This window comes from Prolixibacter denitrificans, from assembly GCF_003014495.1.
Classification (GTDB): Bacteria; Bacteroidota; Bacteroidia; order Bacteroidales; family Prolixibacteraceae; genus Prolixibacter; species Prolixibacter denitrificans.
This window is the reverse complement of the sequence record NZ_PYGC01000010.1, coordinates 81,049-102,393: the sequence shown is the minus strand read 5'-3', so window position 1 is coordinate 102,393 and position 21,345 is coordinate 81,049. Positions and strand designations below refer to the sequence as shown.

The 21,345-nt window shown below is 43.8% G+C and carries 17 protein-coding genes; 9 read left to right on the top strand and 8 right to left on the bottom strand.

Features of this window, described 5'->3' with window-relative positions:
* Nucleotides 1-1,461: a 1-hydroxycarotenoid 3,4-desaturase CrtD gene (gene crtD, locus CLV93_RS16375; RefSeq protein ID WP_106543294.1), complete on the bottom strand. Its 1,461-nt coding sequence runs from the start codon at nucleotides 1,459-1,461 to the stop codon at nucleotides 1-3.
* Between the two features lie 255 nt (nucleotides 1,462-1,716).
* Between crtD and CLV93_RS16370 the strand changes: the two genes are divergently transcribed.
* The 4 genes from CLV93_RS16370 (at nucleotide 1,717) to CLV93_RS16355 (ending at nucleotide 6,085) form a co-directional block, all read left to right on the top strand.
* Entirely contained in the window at nucleotides 1,717-3,213 is a 1,497-nt protein-coding gene (locus tag CLV93_RS16370) for a phytoene desaturase family protein (protein ID WP_106543293.1), read from the top strand.
* Nucleotides 3,185-4,021: a phytoene/squalene synthase family protein gene (locus CLV93_RS16365; protein ID WP_106543292.1), complete on the top strand. Its 837-nt coding sequence runs from the start codon at nucleotides 3,185-3,187 to the stop codon at nucleotides 4,019-4,021. The genes CLV93_RS16370 and CLV93_RS16365 overlap by 29 nt, the downstream gene beginning before the upstream one ends.
* A gap of 4 nt (nucleotides 4,022-4,025) precedes the next feature.
* The gene (locus tag CLV93_RS16360; RefSeq protein WP_106543291.1) at nucleotides 4,026-4,721 is read left to right on the top strand and encodes a lycopene cyclase domain-containing protein; all 696 of its coding nucleotides are present in this window, start codon (nucleotides 4,026-4,028) and stop codon (nucleotides 4,719-4,721) included.
* A gap of 152 nt (nucleotides 4,722-4,873) precedes the next feature.
* The gene (locus CLV93_RS16355; RefSeq protein ID WP_174821588.1) at nucleotides 4,874-6,085 is read left to right on the top strand and encodes a C1 family peptidase; all 1,212 of its coding nucleotides are present in this window, start codon (nucleotides 4,874-4,876) and stop codon (nucleotides 6,083-6,085) included.
* Nucleotides 6,086-6,251: 166 nt separating this feature from the next.
* On the opposite strand, the gene CLV93_RS16350 is transcribed toward CLV93_RS16355, so the two are convergent.
* The 4 genes from CLV93_RS16350 to CLV93_RS16335 all read right to left on the bottom strand — a co-directional run bounded on the left by CLV93_RS16350 (nucleotide 6,252) and on the right by CLV93_RS16335 (nucleotide 11,389).
* Nucleotides 6,252-6,707, bottom strand: coding sequence for a hypothetical protein (locus CLV93_RS16350; RefSeq protein WP_106543289.1), 456 nt, complete (start codon nucleotides 6,705-6,707; stop codon nucleotides 6,252-6,254).
* A 563-nt stretch (nucleotides 6,708-7,270) separates the two neighbouring features.
* Nucleotides 7,271-7,672, bottom strand: coding sequence for a hypothetical protein (locus CLV93_RS16345; RefSeq protein ID WP_106543288.1), 402 nt, complete (start codon nucleotides 7,670-7,672; stop codon nucleotides 7,271-7,273).
* Nucleotides 7,673-8,169: 497 nt separating this feature from the next.
* A complete protein-coding gene (locus CLV93_RS16340) occupies nucleotides 8,170-10,686 on the bottom strand; it encodes an FtsX-like permease family protein (protein WP_170108978.1) in 2,517 nt (838 codons plus the stop codon).
* A 13-nt stretch (nucleotides 10,687-10,699) separates the two neighbouring features.
* The gene (locus CLV93_RS16335; RefSeq protein ID WP_106543286.1) at nucleotides 10,700-11,389 is read right to left on the bottom strand and encodes an ABC transporter ATP-binding protein; all 690 of its coding nucleotides are present in this window, start codon (nucleotides 11,387-11,389) and stop codon (nucleotides 10,700-10,702) included.
* Between the two features lie 308 nt (nucleotides 11,390-11,697).
* On the opposite strand from CLV93_RS16335, the gene CLV93_RS16330 reads away from it, so the two are divergent.
* The 5 genes from CLV93_RS16330 to CLV93_RS16310 all read left to right on the top strand — a co-directional run bounded on the left by CLV93_RS16330 (nucleotide 11,698) and on the right by CLV93_RS16310 (nucleotide 17,179).
* A complete protein-coding gene (locus CLV93_RS16330; RefSeq protein ID WP_106543285.1) occupies nucleotides 11,698-13,071 on the top strand; it encodes a sigma-54-dependent transcriptional regulator in 1,374 nt (457 codons plus the stop codon).
* Nucleotides 13,061-14,422, top strand: a complete 1,362-nt coding sequence (locus CLV93_RS16325; RefSeq protein ID WP_106543284.1) for a sensor histidine kinase — start codon at nucleotides 13,061-13,063, stop codon at nucleotides 14,420-14,422. Before CLV93_RS16330 ends, CLV93_RS16325 begins: the two co-directional genes overlap by 11 nt.
* Before the next feature lie 12 nt (nucleotides 14,423-14,434).
* Entirely contained in the window at nucleotides 14,435-15,088 is a 654-nt protein-coding gene (locus tag CLV93_RS16320; RefSeq protein ID WP_106543283.1) for a SanA/YdcF family protein, read from the top strand.
* Between the two features lie 110 nt (nucleotides 15,089-15,198).
* Nucleotides 15,199-16,326 carry an SGNH/GDSL hydrolase family protein gene (locus CLV93_RS16315; RefSeq protein ID WP_106543282.1) on the top strand — a complete coding sequence of 376 codons (1,128 nt, stop codon included), beginning with the start codon at nucleotides 15,199-15,201 and terminating at the stop codon, nucleotides 16,324-16,326.
* Nucleotides 16,327-16,648: 322 nt separating this feature from the next.
* Nucleotides 16,649-17,179, top strand: a complete 531-nt coding sequence (locus CLV93_RS16310) for a site-specific integrase (protein ID WP_106543281.1) — start codon at nucleotides 16,649-16,651, stop codon at nucleotides 17,177-17,179.
* 71 nt (nucleotides 17,180-17,250) lie between these two features.
* Here CLV93_RS16310 and CLV93_RS16305 read toward each other — a convergent pair whose 3' ends face one another.
* The 3 genes from CLV93_RS16305 to amrS all read right to left on the bottom strand — a co-directional run bounded on the left by CLV93_RS16305 (nucleotide 17,251) and on the right by amrS (nucleotide 21,343).
* On the bottom strand, nucleotides 17,251-19,227 hold the full coding sequence (locus CLV93_RS16305; RefSeq protein WP_211297881.1) for a sialate O-acetylesterase: 1,977 nt from the start codon (nucleotides 19,225-19,227) through the stop codon (nucleotides 17,251-17,253).
* Nucleotides 19,228-19,268: 41 nt separating this feature from the next.
* Entirely contained in the window at nucleotides 19,269-20,054 is a 786-nt protein-coding gene (locus CLV93_RS16300) for a PhzF family phenazine biosynthesis protein (protein WP_106543280.1), read from the bottom strand.
* A gap of 170 nt (nucleotides 20,055-20,224) precedes the next feature.
* Nucleotides 20,225-21,343 (bottom strand): AmmeMemoRadiSam system radical SAM enzyme, encoded by a 1,119-nt coding sequence (gene amrS, locus CLV93_RS16295; RefSeq protein WP_106543279.1) that lies wholly within the window; start codon nucleotides 21,341-21,343, stop codon nucleotides 20,225-20,227.
* Nucleotides 21,344-21,345: the final 2 nt, after the last annotated feature.

The window sequence follows — 21,345 nt, the reverse complement described above, 5'->3', positions numbered from 1 at the left end:
TTATTCTTTGGGTATCATGTCGGATACAATTTTTGCCGAAGCCAGGCAAAGAGGAATTCCACCTCCCGGATGCACACTCCCTCCGGTAAAATACAGGCCTTTCAGTTGTTTACTGAAATTAGGATGCCGCATAAAAGCGGAGAAAATGTTATTGGAGCTTGAGCCGTACAGGGCCCCGGCTTCAGAGCTGGTACGGCGCTCGATATCTCTTGGAGTTAAACGTTTTTCGACTAAAATATGTTTTTCGATTTCCATGTTGAGTTGTGCTTCCAGTTTGGAGATGATATGCCGACGCGTCCGCTCAATTAAATTGTCCCAGTTTTGACCGCTGTCAGCCGGGGCATTTACCATGACAAACCAGTTCTCCTTGCCAGAGGGGGCATCTGCGGTTTCCATCTTACTGCTGATGTAGAGATAAATGGTCGGGTCGTCGCTGATAGCGGCTTGCGAAAACAACATTCTAAACTCTTCCATGTAGTTGGAACTGAAGAAAATGTTGTGCAGACCCGTTTCGTCGCTTTGGGTGTCCATTCCCCAGAAGAAAATTAACGCCGAGGAAGACAATTCCGGCCGTTCTTTTCTCTGAACTTGCTGGTTTAGAAACTGTCGCTTGAAGTGATGAATGTCGATATCGCTGATGACTATATCGGCCGGGATGTGCTGGTTGCCGGCTTCCACTCCGGTTACTTTTCCATTTGCGGTTGTAAGTGATTCGACCCGTGTGTTGAACTGAAAAGTTATTCCGTGGCGCATAGCGAGTTGATGCAATTCGCTGGCAATTTTGTACATCCCTCCCGAGGGGAAAAATGCGCCTGTATTGTGTTCCAAATGGGAGATGATCTTCAGGGTTGCGGGAGCCCGGAATGGATCGGAGCCGTTGTAAGTGGCATACCGGTCGAATATCTGCTGTGCTTCCCTGGTCTGAAAAGCTCGTCTGTTAGCCTGATGCAGTGACCGAAACGGATCTAGCAAGCCGGGACGCATCAACGTGCCGAACGTTTTCCGGTTACGGAATGTTTTTAATCGATGAAGAGATGAGAAAATAAACAGGTCCGCTGTAAAGTGGTACAATCGTTTTGCCTTTTTCAGGTAGCGCAGTGTATTCTCTTTGGGTTCTCCTAATTTCGACTCAAGTTCATCGCTGAATCTTTCCGGCGATGTCCAGGCACGAATCCTTTTTCCTTCCGGATAAAAATAGCGGCACGATTCTTCCAGTCTTTGAATGGAAAGATAGTCTTCGGCTTTTTCGCCCAGCAGCTCAAATAGCTCTTCTACCAGGTGAGGTAAGGTTAACAACGACGGCCCCGTGTCGAAACGAAAATCTCCGGCCCGGATTTCGGACATCTTTCCGCCGGGTTGTGATTCCTGCTCAATAACAGTGACTTGGTGATTTTTCGCTGCCAAACGAATTGCTGATGCCAATCCTCCTATTCCTGCTCCGATGACGACTACCTTTTTCATGCGAATTATGTGGTGATTATCTTTTTATTTGTGTAAATTATACATAATTTAAGCTGTTGTCCTTGACATACTTGCAGCCTGACTAAATAGAATTTCTAACATTTTAATGAAAATAACCATTGCCCTTTGAACCAAAGGAAAACAATTTTGTTTAACTTTACGAATAAAAAATTAAACAATATTTTGATTTCTTACTGTTTTTAAGGACTCAATTTAATGATTTATAAAGCAAGAATCTTTCTAATCTATTGACGAATGGAAAAATCAGTTATAGTTGTTGGTGCCGGTCTTGGAGGCTTGTCTACCGCACTCCGTTTGTCGTCTGACGGGTATCGGGTGATGGTGGTAGAGAAGAATAACCAGGCCGGAGGCCGGTTAAATCTTTTACAGAAGGATGGTTTTTCCTGGGACCTGGGGCCGACCTTTTTTAGCATGAGTTACGAATTTCGCGAACTCATGGATTATTGCGGGTTGGAGATGCCCTTCCGTTTTGTAGAGTTAGATCCATTATATGCTGTTCATTTTGCTGACGAAAATAAACCACGCTTAATTTACAAGAATCTGAGCCTGCTGGCTAATGAATTCCGGGATGTAGAACCTGATTTTGAATTGAAGATGCGCCGTTTTTTGGATGAAACGGGCCGCTTGTTTCACGATACCGAACAGGTGATCATTCGACGAAATTTTGATTCGATTTTACAGTACGCGTTGCAATTAACGCGGGTTCCGCTGAAGCATGCGCCGAAATTGTTTCGAACGATGTGGAAAGAGCTGGAACGTCATTTTACCTCGTTCGAAGTAAAAGTGATTTTTTCGTTGGTTGGCTTCTTCCTGGGAAATACGCCGTTTAATACACCGGCGGTTTTCACTCTGCTGTCATATACCGAAATGGAACACGACGGCTATTACAACGTGGAAGGTGGCATGTACAAAATTGTCACTACGCTGATGGATGAACTGAAGAAGAGAGGCGTTCAGTTCGCCTTCGATACCGAGATTGTCGACTACCAGGCGGATGGTAAAAAGATAACCGGTTTGGTAGACGGTGAAGGAAAGGTTTGGAATGCCGATGCCTATGTGATAAACGCTGACGCAGCCTGGTTCCGTGGAGCAGTTTTGAAACGACCGGCTTATTCTGAAGCCAAGCTGGATAAGATGAACTGGACCATGGCCCCGTTGACGATTTACCTCGGAATCAAAGGGAAGCTGGATGACATGTATCACCATAACTATTTTCTGAGAAAGAACTTTGAGGAATATGCAGGGGGAATTTTTGAAAACAAAGTGAGCCTCGATCAGCCGTATTATTACGTCAATATTCCTTCGATGCATAATCCGGATTATGCTCCGGAAGGGCACGAAAGTGTTTTTATCCTTTGTCCTGTTCCCGATAGGAGATATAAGCCCTCCTGGGACGATGCCGAAGAAATTGCCGATCGGATTATCGATGACTTTTCCGAACGGACCGGAACGAATTTGAGGGAGCGCATTGTCTCGCGAACGGTTTTCTCACCTGTCGAATGGGAGTCGAAGTTCCGGTTATTCCGCGGAAGCGGATTGGGATTGGGACATAACCTGATGCAGGTTGGGGGATTACGTCCCCGAAATTTCGATGAATATTTCCGCAATGTATTTTATGTTGGAGCTTCGACCACGCCCGGTACGGGTTTGCCAATGACGGTTATCAGCTCCCGGTTAGTTACTGAACGAATAAACCAGGCTTATGGACTTGTATCTGAAAACCAGCATTGACTGTAGTCGTGTTACCACCCGTAACTACAGCACATCGTTCTCGCTGGGGATTTTGATGTTGAAACCCCGTTACCGTGATGCGATTTACTCCATTTATGGTTATGTCCGTTTTGCGGATGAGATTGTCGATACCTTCTTCGAGTATCAGCAGCGGGAGCTTTTGCAGGAGTTCCGGAAGCAAACCTACGAGGCAATTGAGCGGGGCATCAGTATGAACCCGGTGCTGAACAGTTTCCAGTATGTGGTAAACAAATATCATATTGCTCATCAGCTCATCGACGCTTTCCTCGACAGCATGGAGATGGACCTGGATTTTGATGTGTACGATGAAAAGCGGCTCAAGACCTATATTTATGGCTCAGCCGAAGTGGTTGGATTGATGTGTCTCAGGGTTTTCTACCCCGATGATGACAAGACTTACCAGGAATTAGTTCACCCGGCGAGAAAGTTGGGAGAGGTTTTTCAGAAAGTGAATTTCTTGCGCGACATCAAAGATGATTACCAGGGGAAAGGACGCCTTTATTTTCAAGATATCAACTTTTCATGTTTCGATGAGGAAGCCAAGCGAAAAATAGAGGAGGATATTGAAGCTGATTTTAAAGAGGCTTTTCAGGGAATCATCAGGCTACACCGCGACGTTCGTCTTGGAGTTTATCTTGCCTATTTGTATTATCGTAAATTATTCGAAAAAATTAAACATACCAAACCAAATCATATCCTGAAAGCGCGGCTACGTGTTCCGGGATTTCGAAAAATGACATTGCTTTTTACGGCGTATGCCCGTCATGCTTTTGGTTTGATTATTTAATTAAATGGCTACCGGAAAGTATACATATTTTATTCTTTTATTCCTGAGCCTTCTCGGGCCGTTATTGCTTAGTTTCGACAAGAAGGTGCATTACCATAAGCGTTGGAAATTTCTGTTTCCTGCCATCTTGCGGGCAGCGGTCTTATTCATCTTGTGGGATATCATTTTTACCCAGGCCGCTATCTGGGGGTTCAATGAAAAGTACATTGTTGGATGGCAGATTTGGCACCTTCCGGTGGAAGAGTGGCTTTTTTTCCTGATTATCCCGTTCAGCTGTCTGTTTATTTTTGATGTAATTGTTTTTTATTTCCCGGGAGCGGAATTTCGGTCAAAGCGTTTAAATAGAGCAATTTTGGTTGTTTTAGCTGGCCTCTTGTTAGCTTTCTCTCTTTATTTCAGAAGCCGGTACTACACCTTTATTGTGTCACTTCTGACTGCTTCTTATCTCGTTATGATTCTCATTTTCAGACGTCGTATCAATTGGCTGGCCCACTTTCTGATTGCCTACCTGATTGCCTTAATTCCATTCTCGATTGTGAACGGAATCCTCACCAGCCTTCCGGTGGTTCGGTACAACCCGTCCGATAATATCGGCATTCGTTTTATGACGATTCCGCTGGAAGATTTTATCTATTTGTTTTTGCTGCTTTTAATGGTGACTGATTTTTACAAAGTGCTTTTGCGGAAGAATAGTAAGTGACAGGTAATAAGTGTATTTGAAACACGAGAATACCTTTTTCGTTAATTTCCCGTTAACCAATTGTGATCTTAGTCGTTTGTTGCCGTTAATTATTTTCATATTTTCGTTGGCTATGAGTTAATTGTAGTTAACATATAAATCAAATATCTCTAATGAATCGATTTAAGTTTTTTATGCTCCTGGCTGGATTATTAGCATTTACATGGAATGTCTCGGCACAGGACAAGGAGAAGAGTAGCAAAGAAGAAGGCTATCATTTTACGACCGTCAAAGAGTTACCCCATACTTCGGTTAAAGACCAATATCGTTCGGGAACCTGCTGGGCATTTAGTGGACTCTCTTTTCTCGAGTCGGAAATGTTGCGTATGGGCAAGCCGAAGGTTAATCTTTCGGAAATGTTCGTGGTTTACCATTGCTATATCGACAAGGCAATTAAGACTGTACGTTTGCACGGAAACCTGAATTTTGGTCCCGGTGGTGCATTTCACGATGTGACCTACGTGCTGAAAAACTACGGTATTGTTCCGGAAGATGTGTACACCGGTCTTAACTACGGAGAGAAGAAGCACGTTCATGGCGAGATGGACGACGTTTTGAAAGGCATTGTTGACGCAGTGATTGAAAACAAAAACAAGAAGCTTTCTACTGCGTGGGAAGAATCAGTAACCGGAACGCTGGATGCGTATCTTGGTGACTTGCCGACAAAATTTGAATACAAAGGGAAAGAATATACTCCGAAGACTTTTGCCAACGAATATTGCGGTTTGAATCCTGATGATTATGTCGAGATTACATCGTTTACACATCATCCTTTCTACTCTAAGTTCAAGCTCGAAGTGCCTGATAACTGGGAGTGGGACGAAGTGTACAATGTTCCGCTGGACGAGATGATGAAAATTATCGACAATTCGTTGAATAGCGGTTATACCGTTGCCTGGGCTGCTGATGTGAGCGAAAAAGGATTTTCTACTTCGAAAAAAGGAGTGGCAGTTGTTCCGGATGCGGACGTGAAGGATATGACAAACACGGAGCTTTCAAAGTGGGAGAAACTGACTGCAAAAGAGAAAAACGAGCAACTCTACAAACTGGACAAACCCGGAAAAGAGAAGCACATTACCCAGGAAATGCGGCAGGAAGCATTCGACGATTGGCAAACAACCGACGATCACGGAATGCATATTATCGGTTTGGCTAAAGACCAGAACGGTACCATGTACTACAAAGTGAAAAATTCGTGGGGTGACTATAACGCATGGGACGGATACTTCTATGCTTCGAAACCTTACGTTCGTTACAAGACCACTTGTATCATGGTAAATAAAAATGCTATTCCGAAAGCAATTAGGGAAAAGCTGGGACTTTAAGAAGAAGTGCTGAAAAATATAAAGAGGTTGCGGGCTTGATGTCTGCAACCTTTTCTTTTTTAGAAAAATAAAGCCCGACATGATTGCCGGGCTTTTTTGAAGAAAATCGAAAAACTAACTCACTTGTGCTGTATACTTAATCTAAAACCTCTGTATTGAAAATTATTTATTTTACTCCCCAGTATTCATTCGATGTCATCCAGTTTTCCATTGCCAGTTTCTGGTCTGATTCTTTTTCAGGTCCCATCCAGTAGCTGTTGGAGGTCATCCAGTTTTGGATGGTCAGCGGGCTGTCCGATACATTCTCGTTTTCGTTAACTCCCCAGTAGTTTTCATTGCTCATCCAATCTTCTATATTCAACTGGTTGTCTTGTTCGCTGCCGGTCCAGTAGTTGTCGTTGCTCATCCAGTTTTCTACTTCCAGTGAATTATCGACTTCAGCTGTAACGTTCATGTCCGAAAGTGCTTCCAGAGAAGTGCTGGCGAGACTTGCTGCGGGTGAGAGCATGGCGATGAATGCCGAAATTCCCTGAGCATTTGCAATACTGGTTAAACCTAATGTTAAAACTATCATGATGGTAGCGATGACCCTTTTTGTTGATTTTAATGCTTGTGCTTTCATGACTTTATTTTTTTCTTGTTTTTTTGTCCGTTTGCCTGTGTTATAACAGTTTGCGTGCCAAAAAGTGTAAGTTATTCATACCTAGGAAGTAAAGGGACTTCTTGTTTGCTCCCGAGTTGTATCATTTTGAACGAATTAGAACACACTGTGTACGATTCCGAACATTTGGGAGTGAATTTTTTCGGTGGATGGAACAGTTGATTTTGCTGGTAAAATGTGGGAATCAGATCTGGAGCTCTGGGACGATAGCCTTTTAAGTGTAAAAAAAGAGTGCCCGAAAAAAAAAACGGGCACTCTTTCAATACAATTACTCAATAACTGGTGCTGTAATCAAATTCAAAACCAATCTTTTTAAAATATCTTGAAAATCATTTTCCTTAAACTCTGCACTTGGTTTATTACATAAAGTGTGCCATAATTGATTGTTAAGAAGACTTTTTGAGAAAGAGTGACTCAGAAAGAGGTTCTTCTGGCGAAGGTAAAAACCTATGAGCAACAAAAAACCCGGAAGGTTATTCCGGGTTTGGGGTATATTGAATTACAGGAGAGGGCACATCGGATGTTTATTTGCCACTCCAGTAATGATTGTCGTGCATCCACTCTTCAACCTTTAGAGGTTCTTCCTCAATTACTGAAGGGTTAAGTAATGCTTCACATGGTACACCTGTCCAGTAGTAATCACAGTACATCCACAATTCGATGTCCAGTTCATTGTCGGTTTCGAAGCGGTTAAAGACGACAGTCCGCCCGAAATTTTCTTCTGCTTCCGAAGTATTCGTGTTCAACTGAAGATCATTTTCGTATGCCTCGATTGCGGCTGTATAGGTTGCGTTTTCATTCAAAGCCAGTTGTTCATCTGAACTTTGTGAATAAGCCCGAAAGACGAATGTCAGGCTCAGAAGAACTGCCAAAAGGACTGCTGCCAGTTGGAAGTTCACTTGTGCGGTTAATACTTTTGCTTTCATTTTATGGCCCTCCTCATTAAGATTTTTAATCACCTACCCTAAAGCATGATGTGTGCCATAGTATATAATTATCAGTATATTAGTGTTTTATATTTGTTTTAGATGTTTGGTGAAGTCAAAAAAGTGAACGAATTGGTTCGTTCACTTGTGCGAATCCGAACAAAATTTTGATTTATGTTGAGAGACTGGCTTCGTATCAGACAGCATCTGATGGGATTATGTCAAAATGATAGGTCGGATTGGTTAGTGGCAAGCCTATGGCTGCTTAGGGGGAAAGTAAGCGTTGCCTGTCTATTAAATATAACGAATTGCAAAAAGGAGCATTTTCAAAAATAAGCTGCGTTATAGCGGGTAAAATTATGAGGTTATAGATTAGGTCGTATTGCTGTTGTTAATGGAGTGTGTGTGAAATTGAGTCTGGACGGCTCCTGTAATAAACAGCAAAGGGGAGGTAATCGGTTGATTTCCTCCCCTGATTATTTTAGTTCCAGATATTTCTATTCGTATCGAAGTGATTCGGCCGGGTCGGCGTTAATTGTTCTCCACAATTGGCGATAAACAGTAAATATAGCTATTGCGAAAACAGCTGCCGAAACAAACAGGTAATTGGTAATGCTGAGATTGACCTGATAGGCAAATCTCGATAGCCATAACCTGGATATTTGGTAGGCGAGCGGCAGTGCCAGCAAACTGGCTAATACGACTAATTGTAGTGTTTCTTTCGATAGCAGGAAGACCAACTCCCGTGTACCGGCGCCCAACACTTTTCTGATGCCAATCTCTTTGGTTCGGTATACCGTTATCAACGCCATGAGCGAGTATAACCCCATGCAGGCAATGAATATGGCAAAGAACGAAAATGCTACAGCTACCTCACCTGTCGAGCGTTCTTCGGTATACTGTTTTTGCAAATTGTCCGACATGGAAAACTCACTAAACAAGGTGGTTGGGTTTTCCTCTTCCCATATTTTCTTCACTTCTGCAATATCTTTATCGGAAGGCGGAGATTTAAAACGTATGGAGGTGAACCTGCTGAAACGCGGAACTTCCGGTAGAAAAATCAGTGGTTGCACTTCTTCGTGAAATGATTCGAAATGAAAATTACGAACGACTCCTTTTACTGTATACTCAACCTGGTCGCCATTTTGAAGCAAACGGAGAAGATGCTTACCAACCGGGTCTTTAAGTCCCATGTATTGCACCGCTTTTTCATTGAGAATTACAGCGATTGGTTTTGTTTCACTACCTGCTTGAGCCGTTGAATCGTTTAACTGGCTGAACAAATGCTTTGGTTCGGTCGATTTGCCCGGTATTGCTTTAGTCGAATCGATAAAGTGCATACCATAAGTCTTGAGAAAATGATTGTCCGCCCAGTTTACCTGCAGAAGATAGTTCTGGTTGGTCGAATCATTCATTTTATGAAAGGTATACATATCAATTAGCTGACCCGGAACAGCACTTGAATAGGACAGATCCGTAACGCGCGGAAGAGCTTTTATTCGCTCAGCGAATGCGTCACGATTGTCTCCCAAGCCGGTTGAATTGTCCAAAACGAGCAAGTTATTCTTATCGAAGCCAATGCTTTTGGATTGAATGTAATTCAGTTGCCGGTAGATGGTCGATGTTGAATAGATGATCACAATGGAAAACAGGAACTGAAGAATCACTAATACGCCTCGTAAACCTTTGGCGCGTGGACCCAGTTTTTTCTGGTTCTGCAAAATAGTGGCAGGTGTGAACCGGGTAACGTAAAAAGCAGGATACAAGCCCGCAATAATTCCCGTAACCAAAGCAATTCCGAATATTATCGGGGAGAGTTTGAGCAATGACTGCGACAATGACGGACTCGAAAACTGATACATCTTTTCGAGCTGTGGAAAAGCCAGCTCAACAATGACCAGGGCCAGGAATAGCGAAATAAAACTGATGGTAATCGACTCAGCTAAAAACTGGCGGGCCATATCCCTCCGGTGTGAGCCTAACAATTTGCGGATTCCGATTTCACGCGTTCTTCCGGCCAATCGTGCGGTAGACAGGTTAGCGTAGTTGATGGCAGCAATGAGGATAATTAACAGCGAGATGGCTCCAAGAACGATTAGCGTTTCAATATTGGCATTCTTCGACATCTCGTAGTTGAGATGCGAGAAAAGATGAATTCTCCTAATTTGTTGCAGTTTGATAATGAAATTATTCCCCATGTCATGGAATTCCTGGGGAGTCATCTTGGTAGTTCGCTCAATTTCCGGTGTCGCGGCTTTAAGGTATGCCTGCAGCAATTTATATTCAATATCGGTAATGCCGCCAATGGCATTGGGCGGAGCCGGTTTGTCCATATCTACTCCCGGCTTAAAGCGGTAGTAGGTGTAGAGAAAGCTCGATAGCCAGGAGTTGTTGGGTAACTCCAGTGTAGGAAGCGAGGCTAATGCACTGTATTGAATTTGCGTGTTATACGGACAATCTTCAACCACACCGGTAATTGTCCATTTGGTATCGTTCTCCGAGATAATCTTCTTTCCTATGGCTCCCTCCGGGAAATAGGTTTTCGCCATAGACTTGGTAATAACGATGCTTTTTTCTTTCGACAGGCAGGTGGCAGGATTACCTTGCAGAAGTTTAAACCCGAACATATCGAAAAACGTGGAATCGACAAAAAGGAGTGACGGTGCATCCAGGACTTCGTCATTCTTTGTTTTCAGCAGAATTTTTCGTTCGCTTTTGTATATACGACACGCCTGTTCAATCTCGGGAACGCGTTTCTTCAAACCAAAAGCAAATCGGGGAGGGGTAACTGCAAAGTTGGTTCCGATACTTCCCATTTTCGATTCGATAGTGGCCCGATACAACCGGTTGTCATCCGGATGAAAATCATCGAAGTGTGTTTGGGTCCATACATGAAGCATTACCAGTATAGCACAGGCCATACCGATCGCCAATCCGAAAACGTTGATAAAAAAGTAATCCTTGTTTCGGCGGAGGTTCCGGATCGCCAGCTTTATGTAGTTTTTGGTCATCATGATATTGCGACGATTAAATTCCGGTTGGCATCGTGAAATTTTCGGTAACAACGTGTCCGTCGAACAGGTGGATGATACGTTGTGCCCTTTGTGCATGCATTTTTGAGTGGGTGACCATTACAATGGTGGTACCTTCCTCATTTAAACTGGTTAACAGCCGCATGATTTCTTCGCCATGCGTACTATCCAGGTTTCCGGTTGGCTCATCAGCTAAAATAATGCGCGGCCGGCTCACGATCGCTCTGGCTACGGCAACCCTTTGCTGTTGACCTCCCGAGAGTTGCTGGGGAAAATAATCGGAGCGGTGCCCCAGGTTGAAACGGTCAAGTAAATTGTCTACTCTCTTCTTGCGTTCGGTCGAATGTATTTTCTGGTAAATCAGTGGTAATTCAATGTTTTCCCGGACGGTTAATTCGTCAATCAAATTAAAGCTCTGAAAAACGTACGAGAAACTTTCTTTTCTGATATCGGTTCGTTGACGTTCACTTAAGCTCGAAACGATCCGGTTGTCAAAATAATAGGTGCCGGAGCTGGGAGTTTCAATCAGGCCCATAATGTTCAGCAAGGTTGTTTTTCCGCAGCCGGAAGGTCCCATTACACTGACAAATTCTCCTTTATCTATTGTTAGGTTTATATTGGTTAATGCTCTGGTTTCCACTTCTCTTGTTGTGAAAACCTTAGAGATATCCTGTAAATTTATCATAAGTTATGTAGTTCGAATGCTTTTATCCTTTTATGACAAATGCAACCATGAATTGTGCCAACTTGCAATGGTCATATAATCAGGCAAATATAATTTTATCTTTTAATTTTTATGTCCGAATGCGTACAGTTTGTGTTCGAATTCGTACATTTATTTCAGTTCCTGAAAGTACAGAAAATTTATTTTAGTAAATTGCATTTACCGAGTATCTGTTGATAGTTACCCGATTAGGATTAAGAAATAACCGGACTCTGCAGAATGCTCCGAATTGTGGCTTAATACTTGTAAATGCCTGTAAAAAACTACCTATGGAAAAATTTGGGAAGATTCTCGTTGTAGATGACAATGAGGATATTTTGTTTTCTCTCCGCCTTCTTCTGCGACAGCATGTAGAAAAGGTAACTACTGAAAGCGATCCGGGAAATATTCCGGTTTTACTGAAAAAAGAAGAGTTCGATGTCATCCTGCTTGATATGAACTTCACCAAGGATGCTATCAGTGGGCAGGAGGGCTTTTTCTGGTTACAGAAAATACTGGAAATTGATCCATCGGCAGTTGTTCTTTTCATCACGGCTTATGGTGATGTCGAGAAGAGTGTTCGGGCAATAAAGGAAGGTGCCACCGATTTTATTCTGAAACCCTGGCAAAATGAGAAGCTTCTGGCGACTATCAATTCAGCCCTAAACCTTTGTAAATCGAAGAGAGAGCTGGCTCAGCTGCGCATTCGGCAGCAGGCCATCAACCGGGTGATGAACAAGTCTTTCGCCGATTTTGTCGGTAAATCGCCCGAGATGCAGGATGTGTACGATTCGATTAGCAAAGTGGCCGGAACAGATGCCAGTGTTTTGATTCTCGGTGAAAACGGTACCGGAAAAGAGTTGGTTGCCCGTGCTTTACATGCTAATTCCCTTCGGAAGGATGAGACGTTCATCAGTGTCGATTTGGGAGCCATTAGTGAAACGTTGTTCGAAAGTGAACTTTTTGGACACGTGAAGGGCTCGTTTACCGATGCAAAAAACGATCGACCGGGACGATTTGAAATCGCTTCCGGCGGAACCTTGTTTCTGGATGAGATTGGTAACCTGTCGCTTCCCTTGCAGGCTAAATTACTGACCGTTCTGGAACGAAGGGAAGTCTTACGGGTTGGTTCAAATAAACCAAAACCAATTGATGTCCGGTTGATTTGTGCAACCAATATGAACCTGCCGCAGATGATTGTTGAAGGCAAATTCCGGCAGGATTTACTTTACCGGATCAATACCGTGGAGGTTGATTTGCCTCCATTGCGGGAACGCGAAGGCGATATCCCTTTGCTGGCCAACCACTTTTTTGCGGTGTATGCCCGGAAATATAAAAAGGCTGTTCGGGGCATAACGAAGGATGCGATGCAGCGACTCGAAGAATATAAATGGCCGGGAAACGTCAGGGAGCTTCAGCATGTGGTTGAAAGGGCAGTCATCATGAGTGAAGGCGAGTGGATTAATGCTGACGATCTTCAATTGCGTACGGTTTCACAGTCCAGCGAAGGACTTGACCTCGAAAATTATAATCTCGATGAGGTGGAAAAAACGGTTATTCTGAAGGTGATGAAGATGCATCATGGCAATATATCCAAGGCTGCTTCGGAGCTTGGACTGACAAGAACCTCACTTTACCGCAGACTTGAAAAATATGGGCTCTAGAAATTTTCGGCTTTCTGTTGTGTTAAGGGTTTTGGCCCTGCTTGCTACCATTGTATTGATGGTAGTTCTCTTTCTGTTGACGGACTATTATTTAACGAGTCTGTTGGTGTTGGCCGTGTTAATTTATGAGGTTTATTCGCTCATTTCATTTGTCGAAACGACCAATACGTTACTAACCAACTTCCTTGAGTCGCTCCGTTATTCCGATTTTTCCAGGACGTATGAGATTTCCGGTGCCGGCAAATCGTTCGCCCGATTAAGCGAATCGTTTAATCAGGTTATCAGCGATTTTCGGAAGGTGCGGGAAGAAAGGGAACAAAACTATTTCTATCTGCGAACGGTGGTTGAACACATCGGGATTGGTTTAATTGCCTATCGGCAGAATGGTGAGGTTGAGCTAATAAATAATGCCACGAAGAAACTGTTCCAGCTTTCGCAACTGAAAAACCTGAAGGAACTGGAAGCGGTTTCGCCGGAGTTGAAGAACGGTTTGATGAACATCAGCAACGGAGAGAATATTCTGGTTAAGATTCGGGAGAAGGACGAAATTCTGCAGCTGGCAATTTATGCAACCGAGTTCAAGGTGGCCGATAAGAATATTCGTTTGGTTTCCATCAAAGATATTCAAAGCGAGCTGGAGGAGAAGGAGATGGAGAGTTGGCAGAAACTCATCAGGGTGCTGACACACGAAATCATGAACTCCATTACGCCTATTGCCTCGTTGACACAAACGCTTGATTACCTGATTAAAGATGTACGGGAGCGGTATGATAATATTTTCTCAGATGAAGGTGAGGCCGAAGTTGTCGAAGAGGTTGAAATGGCTTTGAAAACGATTCATAAGCGAAGTACCGGATTACTTCACTTTGTGGAATCGTACCGGAATTTGACCCGGATTCCCAAACCCAATTATACGATATTCCAGGTTCAGAAGTTGTTCGACACGATTTCATCCCTGATGAAAGAGGAAATTCACCGGAAAGGAATTACCTGCGATATCTCCGTTGAGCCGCCTAATCTGGAGCTTTCGGCAGACGAGCAACTCATTGAGCAGGTTATTATCAATCTCATTCGCAATTCAATTCAGGCACTGGATAAAACGGATAATCCAAAGCTTTCAATGAAGTCATCACTCGATCAGCGGGGCCGAATCCTGATACAGATTTCCGATAACGGACAGGGAATATTGCCTGATGTGTTGGACAAAATTTTTGTACCTTTCTTCACCACGAAACCGAAGGGGAGCGGTATTGGTTTGAGTTTGTCGAGACAGATTCTGAGACTTCATGGTGGAACGTTAACTGTGCATTCGGAACCTGATGTAGAAACTATTTTTACTCTTCGGTTCTAACCGAAAGAATTTATGATGAGACGTTGGTGGCAGAAAAAATTGAGCAAATGGATAGTCGGGAGTATATTGACGGGTTTTGTTCTGTTGCTCACGGGTTATTTTATTGTGTCCGTTTATTCACATCGATATCTTTATCAGTCGCTCACCGAAATTCCCGCGAATAAATGTGGACTGGTTCTGGGAACGAGCAAGTACGTCTCCGAAGGAACTGAAAACCTGTTTTACCGCTACCGGATTGAAGCAGCTGTTCGCTTGTATAAAAGCAAGAAGGTTCGCTACCTGATCGTGAGTGGCGATAACCGTTACCGGAATTATAACGAGCCGGTAACCATGCAAAAAGATTTGGTGGATGCAGGTGTTCCGGCTGATCGGATTTATTTAGATTATGCCGGTTTTCGAACGTTTGATTCAGTCATCCGCTGTCGTGAGATTTTTGGACAGCAGAAATTTACAATCATTAGCCAGCCTTTTCACAACGAACGGGCTGTGTTTATTGCACGTTTGAAGGGGATTGATGCCATTGGCTACAATGCTCGTGAAGTTTCCGGGATACCGGCCTGGAAGGTCCATCTTCGCGAAGCTGGTGCGAGAATTCGGGGATATTTCGATCTGTTGTTCGGATCTCAACCTCATTTTCTGGGTAAAAAAATAACAATTCCTGAATGAGTCCTTTCCAGGAAGGATAACGACCTTCTGATTTCATAATTCTTGTTAAAAGAGCCTGTGAGCGGCGAAGAATCGCTATTTTTAGCCATTCAACACGTAAAACTTATCCTATGAATTTTCGGAAAGCGCAACTCTCGCTCGTTTTCATTATTGCACTACTGTTTCATTTCAAGGCCTTTGCCGGACAATCGGGAAAGCAGTTCATCGACGCGGCCAATTCGGCTATTCGGTATGTAGGGCGGATTGATTTCTCAGATAAGGAAAATCCTCGTTTCGACTGGGGCGGAGTCTATATTCAGTTTCAGTTTACCGGAAAATCATGTGCAGTGAAAATGAGTGATACCCGGCACGATTATTTTCAGGTAATGGTTGATAATCTTCCCGCAAAGGTGATGAAGGTAACCGGTGATACAATTTTAGTGATTGCCGATAATCTCAAAAATAAACTACATAAGGTAGAGATAGTTAAAAGAACTGAAGGAGAGCAGGGAACAGCCACTTTTAGCGGTATTTACCTGGATGAGGGAGCTGTCATTTCTCCCTGGCCGAATGCACCTAAACATAAAATCCAATTTATCGGTAACTCGATTACCTGTGGTTATGGGGTGGAGGGGAAATCGAAGAATGCTCACTTCAAGCCGGAGACCGAGAATAGCTACAAAAGTTATGCGCCAATTACGGCTCGTGCTTTTGATGCGGACTACCACCTGGTGTCTCATTCGGGATACGGAGTAGTAAGGAATTATGGCTATAAAGGGAAAATATCGCCGGAGCCCATGCCGTCAAAGTGTGACCAGGTGTACGATATGAAGGAGCAGCCTAAATGGAATTTTTCGAATTGGATACCTGATGCCGTGGTGATTAATTTGGGTACTAACGATTTTTCTACTCATCCTTTTCCCGATAAAGCTGTATTTCAGAGAGGTTATGAAAACCTGATTTTGCGGGTACAAAAGAATTATCCGGGAGTGCCGGTGTTTTGCATCGTTGGCCCTATGATTGATGAGCCTTGTTATTCTTACGTGAAAGAGATGGTTGAAGCATTTCGTCAGGTTCATCAGGTGAATAACGTTTATTTTGTTGGTGTTCCTACCTACTTAATGATTCCCGGACACGATCTGGGGGCGGACTCTCATCCCAACTATTCGGGACAGAAAAAAACGGCTGCATTCTTGGTTCCTGTGATGTCCTCCGTTTTGGGGTGGAAATACAACGGAGACGAATTCTTGAATAAATAGCTGAAATAGCCGAAAAATATAGAGAAATAGCAATGAAATAATTGTGCCGATAGCCGGCATTTTTCTTTTGTTCTTCAATTCAAACGAAAAGTGTTGATAAGATGTGTAAGAATATATATCACTGGTATTTGAATCTCTGAAAAAATATGTATTTTTGTGATATGGATTACCGTTTAGGTCTATCTGTTTTTTGGGGATGCTACTTAAAATAGGGGTTTAATTTTACTGAAAGCTATCACGTTCCTGAAATAACACTGGCCTTTACTTATGCATGTGTAAAATTTGTGTGGATAGTTAACGTATTTCGAAAAATTCATAATTTATGGATGAGTTTTTTTCGCCGGATGATGTACGTAATTTTATGAACAGAAGTACGACCGATCGGCAACGGTTAATACTGTTTCTCTTATATAATTACGGAATTACTGTACCTGAAATGATTCAGATAACTTCGGGGCAATTCATGGTAAAACGTGAATTTATTATCTTCAAGTTTATCAGGGAGAAGACAAAGAAGGAACATCACTATAAAATTCAGTTCGAGAATTATCGTCTTTTTTATAGGGTATTAAAAGGTCTTCAGGCTCAGGAGCCTTTGTTACACAAAGATAAAAACCTGCCTGTGTCAGAAGCATTGATTAAGAATGATTTATTCGATGTCGCTGTTACCATGAATCAGAAAATAACGCCCGGAAGTTTATTCGACAGTCATTTGTTTTGGCTGTTTAGAAAGGGAGTAACCTTTCCGCAGGCCGTAGCCGAATATGGTATATCTATGTCGGGAAAACCCTATAAAATATGGGAGAAAGCGATGTTGGCCGGTATGCAGTGGCCGTACCTGCTGGAACCTTAACGATACGAAACAAAGAAAACAGGCTCACATTTCAATTTGTGAGCCTGTTTTTTTATATCGTTTTCTTCGACTTACCAGTTATCGGTCCGAAAGGGCGAAGCCGGTAGATCTGCGCTGTTATACAGATTGACATCATCCGGATTGTCTGCCCACCCGTAACGAACAGCCACCGGGTTCTTCACTTCAGAACTGAAGACAACAACCGTGGTTGGATTGACAACAACCGCTTTTGCCCAGTGGAATTTCTTATCGGCACCGGCTACCGCAAAGCCCTTCAGATAGCCATATTTATCGCGAACCTTGAGTCCGTCGCCCACATGATTGAATGTGAGGAAAACTCTTGATTTATCGATATCCATGTAGTCATACATTGGTCCCGAATATACCAGGTCTTTGTTATAAGCGATTTTGAGTGCCGGCAACGAAAGTCGGTACCCGACGGATTGTTTGTTCTTAGGATGAATATTTCCTCCTTCACCTATATCAATAGCTACAGCCATTCCGGTATTGGGTAACGCCAGCGTTTTGGTTTGAGCTTCGCGCAAACGCGCCCAGTTGCTATCACCTGGTTCTTTAGCCGGAGCCATGTAATTCGCTAGCTGAACGAAAAGGAATGGAAAATCGCCTTCGTTCCAGTGCATGCGCCAGTCTTTGATCAGGTTCGGAAAAATGCGCTGATACTGGGTAGGTCGGTCGGCGTTCGATTCTCCCTGATACCAGATAACTCCTTTTATTCCGTAGCCTGCTATCGGACTGACCATTCCATTATACAACAACGTAGGATAGTCATTCGGTCCCAGAGATATTGCGTTGGTATCTATCTTACCAAACTTAAATTTCCAGTCGCCTGCCAGTGGAATGTTTTTGCCGTCAATCTGCAGGTTCAACTGGTTCGCGCTGCCATATATTCCACCGCCGCCTCCAGTGTCTTCTACTCGTACCGTGATGACATTTTTGCCAGTTTTCAGCAAACCTTCCGGAATATCATAATGCCTGTTTTTGTCATATGCATTCATGGTCTTGCCTACCGGGATTCCGTTTACCCAGGTTTGGTCCGAATCATCAATCTTCTGAAGGTTCAACTTCGCCGCTTTCCCGGCATCTTCGGGCGATATCTCGATGGTTTTCCGGAACCAGGCAATGCCATCGATTGATTCATAGCCACGACTTTCCCACAATCCCGGGAGTTGCATCGACTTCCACGCAGAATCGTCGAAATCTGGTGCAGCCCAAACTGCTTTGCCGTCAACCAAACCTTTATCAACGGTGGGTAAATCGCCCAGTTTCGCTTTGATTGCAGCTTCTTTGCTTTCCTTGTATTTTTTCAGATCCAGTTTTTGCAATGCAGCCAGCATTGGAGCAAAATCAGAATCATTTGCCATCGTTTCGGGACTGGTCCATGATTCAGCTACCGTTCCTCCCCATGATGAACAAATCATTCCAATAGGCACGCCCAGCTTTTTGTATAAATCGCGGGCAAAGAAATAACCAACTGCCGAAAAGTCTCCTACAGTTGCTGACGAACACTCGAGCCATTCGCCATCATCCATGTCCTTTTGTGGCGTTTGGGCAATTTTTCGGGGAACCGTGAAAAGCCTTATTTCGGGATAGTTGTCTGCATCTGCCATTTCCTTTCGATAGTTATTGACTCCACGATAGCTTTGGTCGATGCTATCGACCGGAAACTCCATGTTGGATTGTCCTGAACATACCCAGACTTCACCGACCATAATATTTTCGAAAACAATGGTGTTATTCCCTTTTATTTTCATGGAGTAAGGACCACCGGCATTCATTTCGGGCAGCTTTAGTTGCCATTTTCCGTCGTTGTCCGCCCTGGTTTTAACAGTATTCCCGTCGATGGAAACAGTCACTTTTTCGTGAGGCGAGGCCCAGCCCCAAACGGGAACTTCCATGCCTTCCTGAAGCACCATGCCACAGTTGAATATCCGCGGCATCGTTATCTGCGCCTTTCCTTCCAAAGAAAAAGACAAAAAGACCAACATTACCAGTGTTATCCTGGTAAGATTGCTTAAAAAAATCTTCATAACGTGTGTTTTTGTATAGTAGTTTGAATCGTGTTCTGTTTTTACAATGTGATGGTTCCTTCGAGGAATGTTTTAACCTGGCCGGAAATCAGAACGCGGTCTCCGGAAAGATGACACCGAAGTTTTCCGCCACGCTCACTCAGTTGGAGGGCGTCAAATTCCAGCTGATTCATCCGGTGTGCCCAAAATGGAGTTAACGAGGTATGCGCAGAGCCGGTTACCGGATCCTCATTGACCCCAACGGCGGGAGCAAAGAACCGGGAAACAAAATCGCTTTCATAGCCCGGAGCTGTTACGATGACGCCCCGCGCTTCGACGTTGGCCAGACGGAAAAAGTCCGGAGCCATTTCTTCAATGTCTTCCTGGGCGGGATAATATAGCAGGTAATCAGTTTTCCCTTTCCAGATTTCTTCTGGTTTTTTGCCCAATGCTTCAATCAATCCTTTGGGAGGAAGGGCCGGTTCCAGCTTATCAGCCGGAAAATTCAGCGTTAATAAGCCTTTGTCTTTTTTCACCTGCAATTCACCGCTTTTACGGGTTTTGAAGATGAGCGGATTTTTGGTACTTCCTAAATGATGAAAAAGGACATGTGCTGTAGCCAACGTGGCGTGTCCGCAAAGGGCCACTTCCACCTTGGGTGTAAACCACCGGAGTTCGTAATCGTGGAGATTGCGCACAAAGAAGGCTGTCTCCGATAAGTTGTTCTCCATGGCAATATTCTGAAGGACTTCGTCTTCGGGCCATTCTTCCAGCGGACAAACAGCAGCCGGATTTCCTTCAAATAGCTCGGAAGCAAAGGCGTCGACCTGAAAAACCTGTATTTTCATGTGTTTGTTTTTAACGATTTTCTATTCAACTTTAACAGGAATGAAGGTTAGCGATCGGTCATCAGTTTGGCGGTTTTACTTTTGGAAATGAAAGGCATTTTGTTCCTCAATCCGCCGAAAATCAAAGATAGTAACTTTTGTTTTCGTTCGGATCTTTTCAGTCTGTAGTTCTAACTCCAAACACCCTGAACGGGTGTGTGACAGAATTGGCATTTACCCTCTGTCAGATTGTTTTGCATGATGCGAAATCCCTTTCGTTCAATGACTACCTGATGGCATTTGGGGCATAATGTGTTCGATGCATCGCTTCCCGGTAGGTTACCAATGTACACGAATTTCATTCCTTTCTGCATCGCAATGTTGCGTGCTTTGGTAAGTGTTTCGGCTGGAGTAGCCGGCAGCTGCTGTAGTTTGTATTGCGGGAAGAACCGGCTGAAATGTATCGGAGTTTCTTCAAAGCCATTTTTCGTCAGCCAGCCGCACATCTCTTTTATCATGTCCATATCGTCGGTCCAGCCGGGAATAACCAGGTTGGTAATTTCGAGCCAAACACCTTCCTCTTTTAGGATTTTCAGGGTATGGAGAACAGGTTCCAGCGAGCCGGTGTTCAGCCGTACATAAATATCGTCGCTAAAGGATTTTAAATCGATATTGGCTGCATCGATGACTTTGGCGAGTTTGCGCAGTGGTTCTTCATTGACGTAACCGTTAGAAACGAGGATGTTTTTGATGCCTTCCTGATGTGCTTTCTCCGAAGAATCATACGTGTATTCGTAAAAGACAAGCGGTTCGGCATAGGTATAGGCAATCGATTGGCAGTTATTTCCGATGGACGACGCAACCACTTGTTCAGGAAACAGTTCCTGATTCCGGGTTTCAGCTGGAGTAGCCTGTGAGATTTGCCAGTTTTGGCAATTCAGGCAAACAAGATTACATCCTGCAGTGGCAATGGAAAAGGAACGGCTTCCCGGTAGGAAATGGTACAATGGTTTTTTCTCGACCGGGTCGATATGAATGGCGCACGGGTTTCCGTAAGCTGTTGTGTATAGTTTATTATCGCGGTTGATTCGGGTCCGGCAGTCGCCGGTATCATTCAGGCTGATGTTGCACTTATTCGGGCAAAGTGTACACTTCACTCCGCGACCGGTAACTTTGTAATAACGTGCCTCGCGCTGGTATTTTCTGGGAACCGAATCATTGGCTGCCAATGCCGGAATAAAAGCCATGCCCAGCGTTCCGATGAGCCCGGTTTTGATACATGTTCGTCTCGATATCGAAGGTGCTTTCATGA